Genomic DNA, 18,329 nt, shown 5'->3' on the forward strand with positions numbered 1-18,329 from the left:
TGAACGCCTACTCGATGACGAGCTCGACCTCGATGTTGCCGCGGGTGGCCTTGGAGTACGGGCAGTACGCGTGCGTGGCCTCGACCAGCTGCTGCCCGGTCTCGCCCGCCAGGTGGTCCGGCAGCTCCACGCGCATCACGACCGCAAGGCCGAAGCCCGCGTCGTCCTTGCCGATGGAGACCTCGGCGGTCACCGAGACGTCCTTCGTGTCGACCTTCATCTCACGGGCGACCGCCCCCATGGCGCTGGCGAAACAGGCCGCGTACCCGGCGGCGAAGAGCTGCTCGGGGTTGGTGCCCTGTCCGTTGCCGCCGAGGGCCGGGGGCATGGCGAGCGCGAGGTCGATCTGGCCGTCGGAGCTGACGGCGCGGCCCTCGCGGCCATTCGCGGTGGCGACGGCGGTGTACAGCGCGTTCATGGGGTGCCTCTTCCCTGGTCGAACAACAGATCGAGAACGGATCGAGAGGAACGGGGCTCGTTCGCTCTGCCGTTATGGTTGCACACGATTTAGTTGTGCACAACTGAATGGCGTGCGCGAGGTACGCTTGACCCATGACGTCATCGCCGACCGCCGCCGCACCGCCCCCGCCCGGAGGCGATCTGCCCGAGGAGTCCGATGCCGAGCTGCCCGGCGTGGTCGGTGCAGAGCTGCCCGGGGCCGAGCTGCCCGGCGTGCCCGACGCCGAGCTGCTCCGCCTCGATCACCAGGTCTGCTTCTCGCTGCACGCCGCCTCGCGCGCCTTCGGCGGCGTCTACCGCGATGCCCTCAAGGACCTGGGCCTCACGTATCCCCAGTACCTGGTCATGCTGGTGATCTGGGAACACGGACCGCAGCCCGTCAAGGCCATCGGCGAGCGGCTGCGCCTCGACTCCGGCACGCTCTCGCCGCTCCTCAAGCGGCTGGAGACCGCGGGACTCGTGCGGCGCGAGCGCAGCGCCGCCGACGAGCGTTCCGTCACCGTTCAGCTCACGGAGTCCGGGGACGGCCTGCGCGAGCGGGCGCTGCCCGTGCCGCGCCGGATCCTCGCCTCGACCGGGATGACCGTCGAGGAGATCCGCACCCTCCAGGGTCTCCTCGCACGGCTGACGGGCTCCCTCGACCAGGCCCAGTGAGGGTGAGGGCCTGGGCGAGAGTGAGGGTGGGGGTGCGGTTGATGGCGGTCGGGGTGCGGCGCGGGTCGCGTCAGCGCTTCAGTTCCCGCACGTACTTCCCGAACTTCTCCAGGCCGTCGATGTTGCGCGGTCCGCTGATGCCCTCGTTGTAGTCCAGGACGAAGAAGTTGTTCTTCTTCACGGCGGGCAGTTCCTTGGTGTGCGGGGACTTCTTCAGGAAGTCGATCTTCTTCTTGGCGGGCATGTCGCCGTAGTCGAAGATGATGATGACCTCGGGCTCGGCCTTGGCGACGGCCTCCCAGTTCACCTGGGTCCAGCGCTCGTCGAGCCCGTCGAAGATGTTCTCGGCGCCGGCCGACTTGATGATGTCGTTGGGCGGGACCTGGCTGCCCGCGGTGAAGGGCTGGTCCGTGCCGGAGTCGTAGAGGAAGACGGGGGTGCGTTCGCCCTTGGGGGCCTTGGACTCGACGGCGGCCACGCGCTTCTTGAGGCGATCCACGACCTCGTCCGCCTTCCGCTCGACCTCGAAGATCCTGCCCAGACGGTCCAGGTCCGAGTACAGGGCCTTGAACGGGGTCACCTTCTCCGGGTACTCGGGGTAGTTGAAGCAGCTCTCCGTGTGCATGAAGCTCTGGATGCCGAGCTTGTCCAGGATCTTCGGGGTGATGCCGCGCTGGTCGCTGAAGCCCGAGTTCCAGCCCGCGACGACGAAGTCCGACTTGGCCTCCACGACGAGTTCCTTGTTGAGCAGGTCGTCGCTGAGCATCTTCACCTTGGCGTACTGGGAAGCCCAAGGGGACTCGCTCACCGGCGGGTTGGCCGGCGGCATGACATAGCCGTGGACGTGCTTCGTCAGGCCGAGACTGAACATCTTGTCGGCGCTGCCGCCTTCGTAGACCACCGCGCGCCGCGGAGTCTTGTACGTGACCGGCTCACCGCAGCGCTTGACGGTGACCTTCTTGGACTCGCCCGCGGCCTTGGAGTCCGAGTCGACCTCCGCGCCGCAGCCACTGAGCAGCAGGGCGAGCGCGAGCGAGGATCCGGCGGCGGTGCGGGTACGTGTTCTGGGCATGACGGCGTGGCGCCTTTCAGAGAGGAGTGGACGGGCTCAGTGCGTAGAGAAGCTGTGGGTCGCCGGTCAGGGGGTGGCTGATGACGCTGGCCTTGACGCCGAACACCTCGTCGACGAGGCCCGTGGTGAGCACCTCTTCCGGCGTTCCCGCGGCGACCAGCGCACCTTGTGACAGCACGCCGATGCGGTCGCACGCGGCCGCCGCGAGGTTGAGGTCGTGCAGGACCACGAGGACGGTCAGGCCCGAGCCCTTCAGGAGCGAGAGCAGCTCGATCTGGTGGCGCACGTCGAGGTGGTTGGTCGGCTCGTCGAGGACCAGGATCCGCGGCTCCTGCACCAACGCCCGCGCAAGGAGCACGCGTTGACGTTCGCCGCCCGACAGGGTGAGGACGCCGCGGTCGGCGAGGCGGGTGAGGTCGAGCCGGGCCATGGTCCGCGCGCACAGCTCGCGTTCGCGCCCGCCGAGTGCCTGGTTGCCGCGCAGATGGGGCGCGCGCCCCAGGGCGACGACCTCCTCCACCGTGAAGTCCAGGTCCACCGCGCCGTCCTGGGCCATGGCGGCGACGATCCGCGCGCTCCGGCGCGGCGAGAGGCGCAAGAGGTCGTCGGAGCCCACCCGGACCACGCCGGAGCTCGGACGCAGCGCGCGGTAGACGCACTTGAGCGCGGTGGACTTGCCGCTGCCGTTCGGGCCGACCAGGCCCACGATCTGGCCGCTGCCCACCTCCAGGGACAGATCCCGGACGAGGAGCTTGCCGTCGATCGTCACGGACAGGCCGTCGAGTGCGAGTTCCATCTCAACGCCCCCCGAACATATAGGCCTTGCGCCGCATCAGCGCGACGAACACCGGCACTCCGACCAGCGCCGTGATGACCCCGAGCGGCAGCTCGCGCGGCGCCACGAGCGTCCGCGACACCAGGTCGACCCAGACCATGAACACCGCCCCGACCAGCGGTGCGACGGCGAGCACCCGTGCGTGGGTGGCGCCGACCACCATGCGCACGAGGTGGGGCATCACCAGGCCGACGAAACTGATCGCGCCGCTGACGGCGACCATCACCCCGGTGATCAGCGAGGCGAGCAGGAGCAGGCCCTTGCGGTGCCGGTCGGGGCTGACGCCCAGGCTCGTCGCCGTCTCGTCGCCGAGCGCCAGGACGTCAAGGGCCCTGCTGTACCGGTGGAGCACGGCGAGGCCGAGCAGGACGCAGGCGGCCACGACGGGCAGGGCCCCCCAGCTCGCGGCGCCGAAGCTGCCCATCGTCCAGTAGAGGACCATGCTGGTCGCCTCGCTGTCCGGCGCGAAGTAGATGATCACGCTCATCACGGCCTGGAAGCCGAGCGCCATGGCCACGCCCGTCAGGACGAGCCGCAGCGGCGAGAGCCCGCCACCACGGCTCGCCGAGGCGACGTACACGAGGAGGGAGGCGACGAGCGCTCCGATGAACGCCCCCGCCGACACCGCGTAGATGCCGAGGGCCGCGAGCCCGCCGGTCACCGTGACGCCGACCGCGCCGACCGAGGCGCCCGACGAGACACCCAGGACGAACGGATCGGCGAGCGCGTTGCGCACCAGCGCCTGGATGGCGACGCCGACCGCGCTGAGCCCCGCCCCCACAAGTGCCGCCAGGAGCACGCGAGGTGTGCGGATCTGCCAAATGATCTGATACGTCGTCACCTCGCCCGCGTCAATGCTCCCGCCGCTCAGCGCCGCCCACAGCAGCCGGGCGGTGTCGCCCGGCGGGACGACGGCGGAGCCGAGGCCGATGGCCACGACGACGGAGACGAGAAGGGCGAGCAGGAGCACGGCGCAGGTCACCGCGAGGCCCGCGCGGGAGGCGAGCCGGTTCCGCGCACCTCTCACCGGGGTGTCCGGAGGGGGCGCGTCGGACGCCATGGCAGTGGCTGCCGTGGGGGAGAGCGCGGGCGGGGGCATGGCGGTCGGGCCTTTCAGGTGGGTGCGTAGGCGTGTAAGTGCGTCGGGATGGAGCGCGGTGGAGAGAGGGGGCCGGCCTTGAGTCAGGGGGCGGGCTCCTCGTCCACCGGTCCGGCCCTCAGCACGAGCACCGCGGCCACCAACGCCACGACCACCAGCGCGCCGAAGGCCGCGGCGATGCCCGGGTAACCCGCCAGGCCCAGGCCGAGCCCGCCGAGACCGGCGCCCACGAAGACGCCGAGGCTCATCCCCGCGGCGTTCACGCTCAGGGCCGCTCCGCGTTGCGTGCCGCAGCGGCGGACGAGGAGGCTGACCACGCAGGCGGCCACGACGGCGTGGCTCGCGGCGTGCAGGGACGTCATGGCGAGGGCGAGCGGCAGCCAGTGCGTGAAGTAGAAGCCCACGACCGAGACGAGCGCGGCGACCAGGCCGACGGCCAGCATCCGCTCGGTGCCGATCCGCGGCTCCTCGGAGTTCGTGATCCGCCCCGTGAGGAGGTTGCTCACGAAGAACGACGCGCCGCTGAGCGTCCACACGAATGCGAAGAGCCCGGGGTCGAGCTGGAACCGGTCGTCGTAGTAGGCCGCCAGGTAGGACAGGTAACCCATGAAGACGGCGGTGCGCAGCAGAGCGATGAGTAGCAGCGGCACGACCCCGGGGATGGCCCCGAGCGCCTTGAACGAAGCGACGTATCCCAGGCGTTGGGTCGCGTCCCTCTCCTCCACCGGCTTGTTCCTGCCCCGCACGAAGAAGACCGCGGCGAGCAGCAGCGACACCCCGGTCACCGCGAACAGATCGCCCTGCCAGCCCCAGAACAGCGCGGGCAGCGCGATCACCGGCGCCGCCAGCATCGCGGTCATCGACTGGGTCGCCGTCACCAGCGTCGCCGCGCGTCCGGCCGCCTTCCCGGAGCCGAAGCGGTCGGCGGCGGCCGCGGTCAGCGCCGGGTTCAGTACCGACGTACTCGCGCCGACAAGCAGGCAGAACACGGCGAGCAGGATGAAGTCCCCGCTCGCGCCGAGGGCGGCGGACACGCCGAGCGCGGCGAGGCCGCCCGCCGCCGCCCACTCCTTGCGCACCCGGTCGATCAGCGGGGCGAGCGCAGTACCCACCAACAGGGCCGCGAGGCCGCCGAGTCCGCGCAGCCCGCCCAGCGTGGCGACGCTGCTGTCGGCGTCCTCGGCCATCGGCACCAGATACGTGCTGAAGACGGTGAACGGCAGCAGGCCGACCGCGGACGCGACCAGGACGGGCCACAGCGTGCGGGCCATCCGCAGGTCACCGGGCAGCGCTTCCTCGGCGGCGGCGGCGGTGGCGCGCGGGGGAGCCGTGTCGGAGCCCGTGGACGTGGAGTCGACGCTCACGCCGCCTCCTGGTAGCGGTAGAGCGGCGTCTCGTCCGCGCTGAACTGCGAGAAGGCGAAGGGTTCGGCGGAGAGCCCGGTGACCCCGGCGGGCAGGAAGGCGCGGGCCACGGCGCTGCCGCTCTGCGCGTACACCACCAGCGGCACGCCGTGCTCGCGGCAGTGCGCGAGGATCAGGTCGAAGGTGCCGTTGCTCAGCGTCATGCCGGTGGCGACCACGGCGTCGGCCTCCTTGAGCACCTCCGTCATGTCGTCGGTGATCCGGTCGCCCCACTGGGTCGTACGGAGGTTGAGATCGCAGGGCAGGCAGACGCCGCCCCGCTCGCGTATCGCCGCGACCAGCGGATTGACCACGCCGATGAGCGCCACCTTCGCGCCCGGCTCGATGTCGAGGAGCCCGGCGACGGCCGCGTCGCGGGCCTTCGCCCGGACCTCCGGGGTGCCGGTGGGCAGCATGACCCGCTCGGCGTCGGCGGCGTCCCGGTGCGGGCTGACCTGTGCGAGGTAGGCGTCGAGCGCGGCGATGCGGACGGGCGTGGACTCGGCGCGCAGCAGCTTGTCCAGGCTGTGTCCCGATGCGTTCTCGCAGAAGTCCGGGGCGAGTTCACCGGCCTCGAAGGAGCAGGCGCCGAACGCCGTGCCGACCCGGAGCAGCAAGTAGTGGTTGTGGTACGTCACTTGGCTGCCCGCGAGGCGGGTGGTGTTGTACAGCCAGAAGGCGCTGGTGACGGAGAGGTCCTTGGGGTGGGGTCCGTACTCGCCCGCCAGGACGGCATCGATGAGCTCCGCGACGTTCTGCGGCGTGCGCGGATCGGGGTGTGACATGGGGAGTTCTCTCCGTGTGGTGGTGAATGGGGCGATGAATGTGGTGATGAACGCGGCAGCGAACGTGGTGGCGATGCGGCAATGAACGTGTTGGTGAATGCGGTGGTGAATGCCGTCAGGGAAGGTCGGGCCAGGAAGTGGTCGACCACGGGTGCCTCAGCTCGTCGAGCGAGGTGATCTCGTGGGGCTTCAAGGTGTCGATGTCCGGCGCCTGCGCGTGTTTCGCGTAGGCGCTCTCGACATAGCGGTGGCCCGTGTCCGCCGCGATGAAGACGTACGTACGGGAATCGTCGCGACGCTGTTCCCAGAGAGCGGTCAGATAGGCGGCCCCGGTGGACAGGCCGGCGAAGATGCCGCTGTTCCTGAGAAGTGACACCGCGCCGGAGACCGCGCAGTCGAAATTCACCCAGTGCACGCGGTCGTACGCCGAGTGCCGGACGTTCTCGAATTCGATGGCGCTGCCGATCCCGGCGATGATCATGTCGGGGTCCGCCACGTGCTCCGAGCCGAAGGTGACGCTGCCGAAAGGCTGCACGCCCACCAGCGACACGTCGCGTCCCGCGTCCCGCAGATACCCGGCGATGGCGCCGGTGGAGGCTCCCGAACCGACCCCGCCCACCAGGGCGAGCGGCCCCGCGGGCACCTCGGCGTCGATCGTCCCGGCGACGTCGCGGTAGCCGAGGTAATGAATGCTGTCGTGGTATTGCCGCATCCAGTGGTACGAGGGGTTCGCCTCGAGTATCTCGGCGATGCGCCGCACTCTCAGCTCCTGGTCGAGCCGGAGGTTCTTCGACGGCCGCACCTGTTCCAGCGTGGCGCCGAGAATGTCCAGCTGGACGCGCAGCGTGTGGTCCACGGTCGTGGAACCCACGATGTGGCATTTCATTCCGTAGCGGTGGCAGGCGAGTGCGAGGGCGTGCGCGTAGATGCCGCTGGAACTGTCGATGAGGGTGTCGCCGGGTTTCACGGCACCGGAATCAAGAAGGTGACGGACCGCTCCGAGAGCCGAATAGATCTTCATCGTCTCGAACCGCAGACAGACCAAGTCCGGTGCAAGGGCTATGAGATCGGGTTTCTTCACTGCCTCGGCTATGTGGTCGTGCATGTCTGCCCTCTGCCCCCTGTGTTCGGTCGCTGAGCCGAGAGCATCACACTAGATGAAAATGATTGTCAAGACGGTTAGGGCTGTGGCAGCCTGTGGATCCGCAGGGGATGCCGGACGACGAGAGGAGACCCGTGAAGCTGTCCCAGGAGGTCGGGCCACGGCCCCGCGCGGCGGGTGTGAGATCGGCCGGAATCGGTGTGGGTACCGCCTTCGGGACCTTCGGTGAGCTGCTTCAGGGCGTGCTGCCGGAGGAGGACGGGGACTTCCTGGTGACGCTGCCCGTCGCCCGGTGGACGATGGCCACGTTCCGGCCGGAGCCCGGCTTCGGGGAGGTGGTGGTCCGGCCGGGCGGCAAGACCAAGGCGCTCCAACTGGCCCGTACCATCGGCGAGTTGGCGGAGCGGCAGACGGGTGTGCCGAGCGGGGGAACCCTCCACGTCAACAGCGTCATCCCCGAGGGCAAGGGCCTGGCGAGCTCATCGGCCGACCTCGTCGCGACCGCACGGGCGGTCGGACAGGCGCTGGGCGTCGAGATGCCGCCGGCGCGGATCGAGCGGCTGCTCGCGGACATCGAGCCCACGGACGGGGTGCTCTACCCGGCGATCGTCGCCTTCCATCACCGCACCGTGCGTCTGCGTGGCATCCTCGGTTCGCTGCCGGTCATGGCCGTGGTGGGGATCGACGAGGGCGGCTCGGTCGACACGGTGGACTTCAACCGCATCCCCAAGCCGTTCACCTCGGCCGACCACCACGAGTACGCGCGGCTTCTCGACCGGCTCGCGTGCGCCGTCCGCCGCCGTGACCTGGCGGAGGTCGGCAGGGTCGCGACCCGCAGCGCCCAGATGAATCAACTCCTGCGGCACAAATGGTCGTTGGAGCCTATGCGGGAGATCTGCCGGGAGGTCGGCGGCCTGGGTGTCGCCGTCGCGCACAGCGGCACCACCCTCGGCATCCTCCTCGACACCGCCGACCCCTCCTACACCCAGCGCGTCAGCGCGGCGGCACAGGCCTGCGCGGAGCTGGCGGGCGGGGTGACGGTGTACCGGACGCTCAGCTTTCCCGGCGGGGCGGGGGCGAAATCCGGGTCCGTGGCGGTGCGGGGCTGAGGGGGGGGCACTGTGGCGGTGCGGAGCTGAGGGCGCACTGTGCCGGCGCGCGGCTGAGGGAGCGGCGACCCGTGGGCTAGAAGAACACCCCGCACCGCAGCAGCACATTCGCGTACGGAGTCGCCTCACCGGTGCGTACCACCAGGCGGGCCGTGGCCGTGCGGCGCTTCAGTTCCTCGTGCGGGACCAGGGTGAGGGGCGTGACGCGGGCCGACAGGAGCCGGGCCGTCGCCGGGTTCGCCTCCTGGACCTCGGTCGCCGCCGTACCGCCCTCCGTCACCAGCTCGGCGAGCAGCCCGTCGAGGACCTCGGCGAAGGACGGGACGCCTGCCCGGAAGGCCAGGTCGACGACCCGGGGCCCCGGCGGAACGGGCATGCCCGCGTCGCAGATGAGGACCGTGTCCCCGTGCCCCAACTCGGCCAGGGCGCCGGAGAGATGGCGGTTGAGTATGCCGGCCTTCTTCATGCGGAGGCACTCCCCTCATGGGCCGCGACCCCATCATGGGCCGCGACCTCGTCCGCCGTCGGGTACGACTCCTGCGCGCCGCGCCGGGTGACCGAGGCGGCCCCCACACGCGCCGCGTACGCCGCCGCCGTCGGGAGGTCTTCGCCCAGGCCGAGGCGCCAGGCCAGCGCCGCCGTGAACGCGTCGCCCGCGCCGGTCGTGTCCACCGCGTCCACCTTCGGGCTCGGCACCGTGACGGGGGCGCCGCCGCCGTCCGCCGCAAGGGCTCCGTCCGCACCCAGGGTGATCACCACCGAGCGCGGGCCCAGGGCGAGGAGCTCGCGCGCCCAGTCCTCGGGACGGTCCGAGGAAGTCCCGCCCAGGATGTAACGCGCCTCGTGCTCGTTCACCACCAACGGATCGCACGCCGCGAGGACTTCGGGCGGCAGCGGGGCGGGCGGCGAGGGGTTCAGGACGAAGCGCGCGGCGTCCGGCAGGGTGCGCACGAGTTCCGTCACCGACTCGACGGGGATCTCCAACTGCGTCGAGACCACCCGCGACGCGGCGAGCAGGCTGCCCGCCGCGCGGATGTCCTCGGGCGTCAGCCGGGCGTTGGCGCCCGGCGAGACCACGATGCTGTTGTCGCCGGACGGGTCGACGGTGATCAGCGCGACGCCCGTGGGCGCCCCGCCGACCAGGACGCCGACCGTGTCCGCGCCCGCCGCGCGCTGCGAGTCGAGCAGCAGCCTGCCGTGCGCGTCGTCGCCGACCCGTGCGAGCAGGGCGGTGCGCGCGCCGAGGCGGGCCGCCGCGACCGACTGGTTGGCCCCCTTGCCACCGGGATGCGTGGCGAGGTCGGAGCCGAGGACCGTCTCGCCGGGGGCGGGGCGGCGCTCGACGCCGATCACCAGGTCGGCGTTGGCCGACCCGACCACCAGGAGGTCGTACGTGGCGTCATCGTGGTCGTGCATCTGCGGGTCCAACTCCTGCTCGTACGGGGAGACGGCGACGGGGGTGCGGAGGTGCGGTCAGGAGAAGTCGGCCACGTTCTTCTTCGTGACCACCTTCACCGGGACCTTCACCGTCGACTCGACGTCCTTGCCGCGCAGCGCCTTCACCGCGTTGCGCACGGCGATCCTGCCCAGCTCCTTCGGCTGCTGCGCCACGGACGCGTACAGCGAGCCGCCCTCAACGGCCTTGAGACCGTCGGGAGTTCCGTCGAAGCCGACCACCGAGACCGACGTGCCCGCCTTGTTGCCGAGCGCCTTGGCGGCGCCGAGGGCCATCTCGTCGTTCTCGGCGAAGACGCCGTCGATGCCGGGGTTGGACTGCATGAGGTTCGTCATGACGTCCAGGCCCTTGGTGCGGTCGAAGTCCGCGGGCTGGGAGGCGACGACCTTGATGCCGGGGTACTCCTTGATGCCCTCGGCGAAGCCCTTGCCCCGCTCGCGGCTCGCCGACGTGCCCGCGACGCCCTGCAGGGTGACGATCTTGCCCTTGCCGCCCAGCTTCTCCGCGAGGGTCTTCGCCGCGAGCTTGCCGCCCGCGACGTTGTCGGAGGCGACGAGCGTCGCCGCCTTCGCCTTGTTCACCCCGCGGTCGGCGGCGATCACCGGGATGTCCGACTTGTTGGCGCCGCGCACCGCCGGACCCACCGCGTCGGAGTCGACCGGGTTGACGATGATCGACTTCATGCCCTCGCCGGTGAAGTTCTGCAGTTGGTTGGTCTGCTGCGAGGCGTCGTTCTGCGCGTCGGTCACGGTCAGGTCGATGCCCGCCTTCTTGGCCTCCGCCTGCGCGCCCTCCTTCATCTGGACGAAGAAGGGGTTGTTGAGGGTGGAGAGCGACATGCCGACCTTCGTCGTCGTGCCGGACGAGCCGTTGTTGAAGAAGGAGACGGCGCCGATGACGGCCGCCACCAGCACGGCCGCGATGCCGATCTTCAGCACCTGCGGCCCCTTCTTCCCGCCGCCGGCCGCCGCACCCGTCGACGCTCCCGGGGTCGCCCCGGCCTTGCGGCGCAGGGTGTCCAGGAGGACCGCGAGCGCGATGACGACGCCGATCACGACCTGCTGCCAGAAGGCGGACACGGAGAGGAGGTTGAGGCCGTTGCGCAGGACCGCCAGGATCAGCGCGCCGATCAGGGTGCCGGACGCCTTGCCGACCCCGCCCGCCAGGCTCGCGCCGCCGATGACGACCGCGGCGATCGCGTCCAGCTCGTAACCCTGCGCGGCCTGCGGCTGCGCGGACACCAGACGCGAGGCGAGGACGATGCCCGCGACGGCGGCGAAGAGGCCGGACAGGCCGTAGATGACGAGCTTCTGCCGCTTCACGCGAAGCCCGGAGAGGCGGGCCGCTTCTTCGTTGCCGCCGATCGCGTACATGGAACGGCCGATGTACGTACGGCCCAGGATGAGGGCGGTGACCAGCCCCATCGCGATCATCACGATGACCGGGACCGGCAGCCAGCCGCCGATGGTGTCACCCAGGTTGGAGACCGAGTCGGGGAACGGGATCGGGCTGCCCTGCGAGATGACGAGGGAGAGACCGCGGGCCACCGACAGCATCGCCAGCGTCGCGATGAACGGCGGGAGCTTGCCGTACGAGACGAGCAGGCCGTTCACGAAACCGCACGCTATGCCGGTCCCGACGGCGAGAATGATCGCGAGCCAGACCGGAAGGCCCTGCGAAGTCGCCGTCCAGGCAAGGACGGTGGCCGAGAGCGCGGCCACCGAACCGACCGACAGGTCGATGCCCGCCGAGACGATGACGAACGTGACGCCGAACGCGAGGATCGCGGTGACGGCGGCCTGCACACCCACGTTGAGCAGGTTCTGGGTGGTGAGGAAGTCCCCGGACAGCAGCGACATCGCCACCAGGAGGACCACCAGGGCGCTCAGCGCGCCGTTGTCGAGCAGCACGCGGCGCAGACCGGTGGCGCCACCCGCGTTGCTCTTCAGCGTTTCAGTGGCCACGGGAGGCCTTCCCTTCGGTTGTTCCGCTCTCGTCCGCTGCCGGTGCGTCTGCTGCCGGTGTGTGTCCTGCCGGTGTTTCTGTCGCCGCGGTGCTGACGGCGAGCGCCATCACCGCGTCCTGCGTCGCCTCGTCCGCCGCGAGTTCGCCCGCGATGCGGCCCTGCGCCATGACGAGCACGCGGTCGCTCATGCCGAGGACCTCGGGCAGATCGCTGGAGATCATCAGGACCGCGTGCCCGGAGGCCGTCAGTTCGTTGATGAGCTGGTAGATCTCGACCTTCGCGCCCACGTCGATGCCGCGGGTCGGCTCGTCGAGGATCAGGACCTTGATGTCGGCCAGCAGCCATTTGCCGATGACGACCTTCTGCTGGTTGCCGCCGGACAGCGTGCGCACGTGCTGGCCGAGCCCGGCCATCCGCACGCCGAGCTGCTCGGCGATCCGGGCCGCCGCGACGCGCTGCCCCTTGAGGTCCACGAGCCCGGAACGGGTCGCCGAACGCAGCGTCACCAGACCGAGGTTCTCCTGCACGGAGGCGTCGAGCAGGAGCCCCTGGCCCTTGCGGTCCTCCGGTACGAGGCCGATGCCCGCGCCCATCGCGGCGATCACGTCATGCCGGGGCAGCCGCTCACCGCGTACGTCGACGGAGCCCGCGTCGTACGGATCCGCGCCGAAGACGGCACGCGCCACCTCGGTCCGTCCCGCGCCGACGAGCCCCGCGAGGCCGACGACCTCACCGGCCCGCACCTCGAAGCTCACGTCGTGGAAGACGCCGTCGCGGGTGAGGCCCCGCACGGAGAGCAACGCGCCCCCGGTGTCCGGGCGTTCACGCGGATACTGCTGCTCGATGCTGCGCCCCACCATCAGGCGCACGAGCTCGTCCTCGGGGGTCGAGGCGGGCACCTGGTCGACGCTGCGGCCGTCGCGCAGGACGGTCACGCGGTCGCCGAGCGCCGCGATCTCCTCCAGGTGGTGGGTGATGAAGACGACGCCGACGCCGTCCGCCCGCAACTGCCGCACGATCGCGAAGAGTTTGTCGACCTCCTCGCTCGTCAGGACGGCCGTCGGCTCATCCATGATCAGCACCCGGGCCTGCAGGCTGAGCGCCTTGGCGATCTCGACCATCTGGAGCCGGGCGATGCCCAGTTCACGCACCTTGGCGCGCGGCGACACCTGGACGCCGACCCGCTTCAGGAGCTCCTCGGCTGCCGACTCCATCGCCTTGCGGTCGATCATGCCGAAGCGGCGCGGCTGCCGGCCCAGGAAGATGTTCTCGGCGACCGTGAGGTCGGGTACGAGGTTGAACTCCTGGTAGATCGTGGCGATGCCGAGCCGCTCGGCGTCCTGCGCCCCGTGGATGCGGGCTTCCTTGCCGTCCACGAGAATGCGGCCGCTGTCGGGGCGGTAGGCACCGGAGAGCATCTTGATGAGCGTGCTCTTGCCCGCGCCGTTCTCGCCGAGCAGGACATGCACCTCGCCGCGGCGCAGGTCGAAGTCGACCGAGTCGAGCGCGACGACGCCGGGGAAGGTCTTGCGTATCCCTTCGATCCTCAGCAACTCGCCGGGGCCGCCGTCGGCGCGGTGCGGCAACTCGTCCGTGTCGCTCACGTGTTGCTCCTCTGCTCGGTGGGGGACGCGCCGCAGGAGCGGCGTACGACGAGACGGGCGGGCAGGGTCACGGACCTCGGGTGCCTGCCCTCGATCCGGTCGACCAGGGCCTGCACCGCGGCGCGGCCCAGCTCTCCGGTCGGCTGCGCGATGGCGGTGATCGGCGGATCGGTGTGCACGAACCACGGGATGTCGTCGAAGGCGGCGAGCGCGATGTCGTGCGGCACGCGAAGTCCGCGGGCGCGGATCGCGTCGAGCGCGCCGAGGGCCATCAGGTTGTCCGCGGCGAAGATGACCTGGGGCGGCTCGGGCAGCGCCAGGAACCGCTCGGTGGCCCGGCGCCCGCTGTCGGCCTGGAAGTCGCCCTGCCCGATGTGGTCGTCGGGCAGCGGAAGCCCGTACGCGCCGAGCGCCTCGCGGAAGGCCTCGACGCGCTCGCTGCCCGTCGTGGTGGCGGCGGGCCCCGCGATGATCGCGAGCCTGCGGTGGCCGATGGCGTGCAGATGGGCGACCAGGTCACGGACGGCCTCGCGGCCGTCGGCGCGGACGACGGGGACGTCCACGCCCGGGATCCAGCGGTCCACGAAGACCATCGGGGTGCTGGAGCGCGCGGTGTCGAGCATCAGCGGGGAGCCGCCGTCGGTGGGGGAGACCAGGAGTCCGTCGATCCTGCGGTCCAGGAGCGTGCGTACGTGGTGGTCCTGCAGCTCGGGCCGCTCGTCGGCGTTGCCGATGATCACGCTGTAGCCGAGCGCGCGGGCCGCCTCCTCGACGGAACGGGCCAGGGCCGTGAAGTACGGGTTCAGCACGTCGCTGATGACCAGGCCGAGGGTGCGGGTCTGGTCGGTGCGCAGGGAGCGGGCGACGGCGTTCGGGCGGTAGCCGAGGCTCTCCACCGCGGCGATGACGCGGGCGCGGGCGGCCGGGCTGACCGAGGGGTGACTGTTCAGGACGCGCGAGACCGTGGCGACGGATACGCCGGCCTCGGCCGCGACGTCCTTGATGCTCGCCATCGCCGGTCCACCTCCTTGTGGAATCGATTACACGGAGGATTGGAATCGATTACACGGACGTGTGGCAAGACCCTGAAGGGGCAGCGAGACCAGATTGTGATGCGCGGTGCTCAGGTGAGCACAGGGGGCAGGGGTGCCGGAGGGGTGGCTGACACGCGCCTATGAGGTGGCTGAGAGATGCCGGTCGGATCGGCGCCCCTCAGGCCGGTGCCGGTCAGGCGAACGGCACCGTCAGCCACGGGCTGTCCGGATCGGACACCAGTTCGCGATGGGCCTGGAGCACCGTCGTGTACCAGTCGCCGAACTGCTCCTCGTCGAAGTGGAGGCAGCGGCCCAGGACGTAGCCGGCGGAGAACTCCTCCCACGAGGCGTACGCCGACGACCTGGCCGCGTGGCTCGTGCGCTCGATCGCCGCCTCCAGCTCCGCATGGGTCGCGTACCGTGCGCCGCGGCCCCAGCGGGCCATCTTCGAGGCGCGCCCGATGTCCCAGGCCGCGACGGAGCGGACATGACCGTCGGGCGGCAGCAGCGCGTCGGCGCGGAAGCGGGACTCGTAACGGATGACCTTGCCGACGAGGCCGCGCAGCGCGGCGACGAAGTCGTCCAGGTAGGGGTCGTCGCCCGCCCGGTGCGGGGAGTCGTGGCCGCCGGACTCGGCCATGCGGTGACGGATCGTCGCTTCCACGCGCTCGCGCCACAGCTCGGGGTCGACGCGCGGCCCGGACTGCTCGATCAGCGACGTACGGGCGCCGAGCACGAAGTCCCAGTACCACGGGCTGACTTCACGCCGCAGAAGCCGCTCCTGCGTGGCGAGCCAGTCCTCGCGGCTGTGTACGTTCCACCACTCCGCCAGGCGCCTCACCTCGGAGTCGTACCCCGCGCCGTGCCAGTCGAGGGTGTTCCAGGCGTCGCCGTTGGCGAAGCACAGGTGGGCGCCGCAGGCGAGGCCGTGCAGCAGGGCGGGGGAATCCGGGGCGCCGGTGCGGCGGGTTTCGACGCGATCGTGCAGACGGCCGTCGACGTAGAGATCAGCGTGCAGGTCCGCCCAGACCTCCCGCTCCTCCTCGGTCGTCAGATAGAACTGCTGGCAGGGCGTGGCCGCGTTGACCACCAGGATGTCGATGTCGTCCGGCAGTTGGTCCGCCAGCGTGCCGAGCGTGACGAACTCGTACACCACCTCGGGGTGCGGGCGGGGGAGCAGCCCGACGGTGTACATCTGCGCGATCCGGCGGCCGTCGGGGAGGTCGACGGTGAGGACCGGGCGCTCGGTCGCGCCCGGTTCGACGTCGGCCACCGAGACCGGGCGGTACAGGCCGGTGACGGCTATCGCCCGCAGGTAGGTGTACGCGTCGTCGGCCTCGCACAGTTCGTACAGGTGCTCTTCGAGGTCGGCGGGCGCCTGCCAGGGTGAGCCGTCCTCCGGGGCGTCGACGCTCGGGAAGACGTCGTCGTGGTACTCGTCCTCGGCTGCGGGGGCGGCTGCGCCGTGCATGCGGGGGTCTCCGTGGTCGGTGGCGCGCGGGCTCGCGCGCGGGGCTCGCGGTAGATCTTGAACCGTATCCGATGGCTACCGCGCCCCCGGTGGCTACCGTGCCCCCGGCACCTGGACCGGCAGCGACTTCAACCCGTTGATGAAGTTGGAGACAAGGCGCCGCGGCGGACCCGCAGATTCGAACGGCCCGGCTTCCACGCCCCCGAACACCTCGTACATGACGCGCAGTTGGAGCCGCGCGAAATGTGCGCCGAGGCAGACGTGCGGGCCCTCGCCGAAGGAGACGTGGGGGTTGGGGGAGCGGGACAGATCGAGCCGGTACGGGTCGGTGAAGACGCGTTCGTCGTGGTTGGCCGACGCGTGGAACACGACCACCTTGTCCCCGCCCCGAACGGCCCGGCCGGCCAGGACCGTGTCCCGGGTGGCCGTGCGCCGGAACGTGAGCACGGGAGGGTGCCGCCGCAGCAGTTCGTCCACCGCCGTGGGGAGGGGGACCGTGCGTTCGCGCAGGCGGCGGTACTCCCGCGGGTGCTCCATGAGCGCGAGGAGGCCGCCGGGCGCCGCGCCGCGGACGGTGTCGTTGCCGGCGACGGTGAGCAGGAAGAAGAACATCTCCAGCTCGGCGGCGCTCAGTTCGGGGTCGTTCGCGAGGGTCGTCATGATGTCGTCCGCGGGCACGCGCCGCTTGTGCGCCGCGAGGTCCTGCGCGTAGGCGAACATGTCGCGCAGCATCGCGGGGGAGCGCGGGTTGAGCGGCTTGCCGTCCGGGCCGAGCGTCAACTCGCCTGCCTCGTCCGGGTCTTGGTAGCCGATCACGCGTTGCGTCCAGTGCAGAAGGAGGCCGCGGTCGCTCTCCGGTACGCCGAGGAGATCGGAGAGGTTGAGCAGCGCGTAGTCGTCGGTGACGTCGGCGACGAGATCGCAGGTGCCGTCGCCGTCCCGGGCACGGGCCACCGCGGCGTCCAGCAGGCCGCGGGCCCGTTCGCGGGCCAGGGACTCGAAGCGTTCCACGCGCCTGGGCGTGAAGGCGCGGCTCACCAGGCGGCGCAACCGGTGGTGCCGGGGCGGGTCCTGATTGAGCATCATGCGGCGGATGAACGGCAGGTCGTCCGGGTCGGCATCACGGATCTGGGTGGCGCCCAGATGGGAGGAGTAGGTGGCGGAGTCCCTGAGCACGCGGACGACGTCCGCGTGCCGGGTCACCGCCCAGAAACCGGGTCCCGCGGGCCAGTCGAGCACCGGTGGCTCGTCCTGCCAGGCGACGGGGTGCCGGTCGCGCAGGACGCGGTAGCGGTCGTGCGGCACCCCGGCCGCGTACTGCCTGGGGTCGAAGACGTCGGGTATCTCGGGCGGTCCGGGCACGGCGGAGAGGTGGACGCTCACGACGAGCCGCGACCCGGGCCGTTCTCGTCGCCATCCACGTCGGCGTTCGCGTCGCCACCCACGTCGCGGTCCACGTCGGCGTTCGCGTCGCCGTCCGGGTCGCCCTCCACGCCGCCTTCCTTGTCGGCCCGCAGGAAGTCCTCCACGATGCGGACGAGGGCGAGCGGCGTCTCGTCCATCGCGTAGTGGCCCGCCTGACCGAGTTCGGCGAGTTCGGCGCGGGCGTACCAGCGCAGCCAGGTCGCACGCATCAGCTCCGCCCCCAGCGCGGGATCCAGCGCCCCGACCACCGCGAGCGCCGGGACGGTCGAGCCCTCGACCCGGTCGTGGAAGTCCTCGCGCGCCCAGGAGTCGAGCCAGGCGCGGAAGGCCTTCGCGTCGCTGACGTCGAGCGAGCGCTCCACCATGCGGTCGAGCCAGGCCGCGGGCCGAGCGCCGCCGGTCGTGATGTCGATGATCGCGCGGCGGTTCCCCGGCAGCCGGTCGGCCTCGGCGAACAGCTCCCACTGCTCCGGCGGCAGGTCGAGGCCTGAGGCGGGCACCGGGGAGACGCCGACCAGCCTGCGGACCCGGTGCGGCGCGATCGCGAGGACCCGCTGGGCGACGCTGCCGCCCATGGAGTGGCCGATCAGCGAGAAGCGGTCCCAGCCGAGGCGGTCGGCGAGGTTGACGACATCGGCGGCCCCCTCGGAGGTCGTGTACGCGCCCGCCGCGTCCTTCGCCTCCCCGTATCCGCGCAGATCGACCACCGCGTACTGGAACGAGTCGAGGTCGAGGTCCGCGAGCACCGGCGCGTACGCCGACCGGTCGGCGAACCAGCCGTGCACGGCCATCACCTTGTGAGGACCGTCGCCCAGGAGGGCGTGGGGCAGCTGGAAGGGCGAGGCGGAGGCAGGG

The 18,329-nt window shown here is 71.0% G+C and carries 17 protein-coding genes; 2 read left to right on the forward strand and 15 right to left on the reverse strand.

Annotated elements, in window-relative coordinates:
• Nucleotides 1-7: 7 nt before the first annotated feature.
• Nucleotides 8-418: an organic hydroperoxide resistance protein gene (locus ACWGIH_RS34750; RefSeq protein WP_363309942.1), complete on the reverse strand. Its 411-nt coding sequence runs from the start codon at nt 416-418 to the stop codon at nt 8-10.
• Nucleotides 419-552: 134 nt separating this feature from the next.
• Between ACWGIH_RS34750 and ACWGIH_RS34755 the strand changes: the two genes are divergently transcribed.
• The gene (locus tag ACWGIH_RS34755; protein WP_453449254.1) at nt 553-1,113 is read left to right on the forward strand and encodes a MarR family winged helix-turn-helix transcriptional regulator; all 561 of its coding nucleotides are present in this window, start codon (nt 553-555) and stop codon (nt 1,111-1,113) included.
• 70 nt (nt 1,114-1,183) lie between these two features.
• On the opposite strand, the gene ACWGIH_RS34760 is transcribed toward ACWGIH_RS34755, so the two are convergent.
• From ACWGIH_RS34760 to ACWGIH_RS34785, 6 genes are all read right to left on the reverse strand, one after another.
• Nucleotides 1,184-2,185 (reverse strand): ABC transporter substrate-binding protein, encoded by a 1,002-nt coding sequence (locus tag ACWGIH_RS34760; protein ID WP_453449255.1) that lies wholly within the window; start codon nt 2,183-2,185, stop codon nt 1,184-1,186.
• Between the two features lie 16 nt (nt 2,186-2,201).
• On the reverse strand, nt 2,202-2,981 hold the full coding sequence (locus tag ACWGIH_RS34765; protein ID WP_453449256.1) for an ABC transporter ATP-binding protein: 780 nt from the start codon (nt 2,979-2,981) through the stop codon (nt 2,202-2,204).
• 1 nt (nt 2,982) lies between these two features.
• Nucleotides 2,983-4,119: a FecCD family ABC transporter permease gene (locus ACWGIH_RS34770; protein ID WP_453449257.1), complete on the reverse strand. Its 1,137-nt coding sequence runs from the start codon at nt 4,117-4,119 to the stop codon at nt 2,983-2,985.
• A gap of 83 nt (nt 4,120-4,202) precedes the next feature.
• Nucleotides 4,203-5,483, reverse strand: a complete 1,281-nt coding sequence (locus ACWGIH_RS34775) for an MFS transporter (RefSeq protein WP_453449258.1) — start codon at nt 5,481-5,483, stop codon at nt 4,203-4,205.
• Entirely contained in the window at nt 5,480-6,307 is an 828-nt protein-coding gene (locus ACWGIH_RS34780; RefSeq protein WP_453449259.1) for a Rossmann-like domain-containing protein, read from the reverse strand. The genes ACWGIH_RS34775 and ACWGIH_RS34780 overlap by 4 nt, the downstream gene beginning before the upstream one ends.
• A 115-nt stretch (nt 6,308-6,422) precedes the next feature.
• Complete coding sequence (locus ACWGIH_RS34785) at nt 6,423-7,412, reverse strand: pyridoxal-phosphate dependent enzyme (RefSeq protein ID WP_453449260.1); 990 nt, start codon at nt 7,410-7,412, stop codon at nt 6,423-6,425.
• Nucleotides 7,413-7,549: 137 nt separating this feature from the next.
• Here ACWGIH_RS34785 and ACWGIH_RS34790 point away from each other — a divergent pair, with 137 nt between their 5' ends.
• A complete protein-coding gene (locus tag ACWGIH_RS34790; protein ID WP_453449292.1) occupies nt 7,550-8,518 on the forward strand; it encodes a GHMP family kinase ATP-binding protein in 969 nt (322 codons plus the stop codon).
• Between the two features lie 76 nt (nt 8,519-8,594).
• Here ACWGIH_RS34790 and rbsD read toward each other — a convergent pair whose 3' ends face one another.
• The 8 genes from rbsD to ACWGIH_RS34830 form a co-directional block, all read right to left on the reverse strand.
• Nucleotides 8,595-8,984, reverse strand: coding sequence for a D-ribose pyranase (gene rbsD / locus ACWGIH_RS34795; RefSeq protein WP_453449261.1), 390 nt, complete (start codon nt 8,982-8,984; stop codon nt 8,595-8,597).
• Nucleotides 8,981-9,934, reverse strand: coding sequence for a ribokinase (locus tag ACWGIH_RS34800; RefSeq protein WP_453449262.1), 954 nt, complete (start codon nt 9,932-9,934; stop codon nt 8,981-8,983). The genes rbsD and ACWGIH_RS34800 overlap by 4 nt, the downstream gene beginning before the upstream one ends.
• A 57-nt stretch (nt 9,935-9,991) precedes the next feature.
• Nucleotides 9,992-11,938, reverse strand: a complete 1,947-nt coding sequence (locus ACWGIH_RS34805; protein WP_453449263.1) for an ABC transporter permease/substrate-binding protein — start codon at nt 11,936-11,938, stop codon at nt 9,992-9,994.
• Nucleotides 11,928-13,544 carry a sugar ABC transporter ATP-binding protein gene (locus ACWGIH_RS34810; RefSeq protein ID WP_453449264.1) on the reverse strand — a complete coding sequence of 539 codons (1,617 nt, stop codon included), beginning with the start codon at nt 13,542-13,544 and terminating at the stop codon, nt 11,928-11,930. Before ACWGIH_RS34810 ends, ACWGIH_RS34805 begins: the two co-directional genes overlap by 11 nt.
• A complete protein-coding gene (locus tag ACWGIH_RS34815; RefSeq protein ID WP_453449265.1) occupies nt 13,541-14,557 on the reverse strand; it encodes a LacI family DNA-binding transcriptional regulator in 1,017 nt (338 codons plus the stop codon). Before ACWGIH_RS34815 ends, ACWGIH_RS34810 begins: the two co-directional genes overlap by 4 nt.
• Nucleotides 14,558-14,771: 214 nt before the next feature.
• Nucleotides 14,772-16,049, reverse strand: coding sequence for a DUF1266 domain-containing protein (locus ACWGIH_RS34820; protein ID WP_453449266.1), 1,278 nt, complete (start codon nt 16,047-16,049; stop codon nt 14,772-14,774).
• Nucleotides 16,050-16,142: 93 nt separating this feature from the next.
• Complete coding sequence (locus tag ACWGIH_RS34825; RefSeq protein ID WP_453449267.1) at nt 16,143-17,432, reverse strand: cytochrome P450; 1,290 nt, start codon at nt 17,430-17,432, stop codon at nt 16,143-16,145.
• Nucleotides 17,429-18,265, reverse strand: a complete 837-nt coding sequence (locus ACWGIH_RS34830; protein WP_453449293.1) for an alpha/beta fold hydrolase — start codon at nt 18,263-18,265, stop codon at nt 17,429-17,431. The genes ACWGIH_RS34825 and ACWGIH_RS34830 overlap by 4 nt, the downstream gene beginning before the upstream one ends.
• Between the last annotated feature and the right edge of the window lie 64 nt (nt 18,266-18,329).

The organism is Streptomyces sp. NPDC054872, from assembly GCF_053610705.1.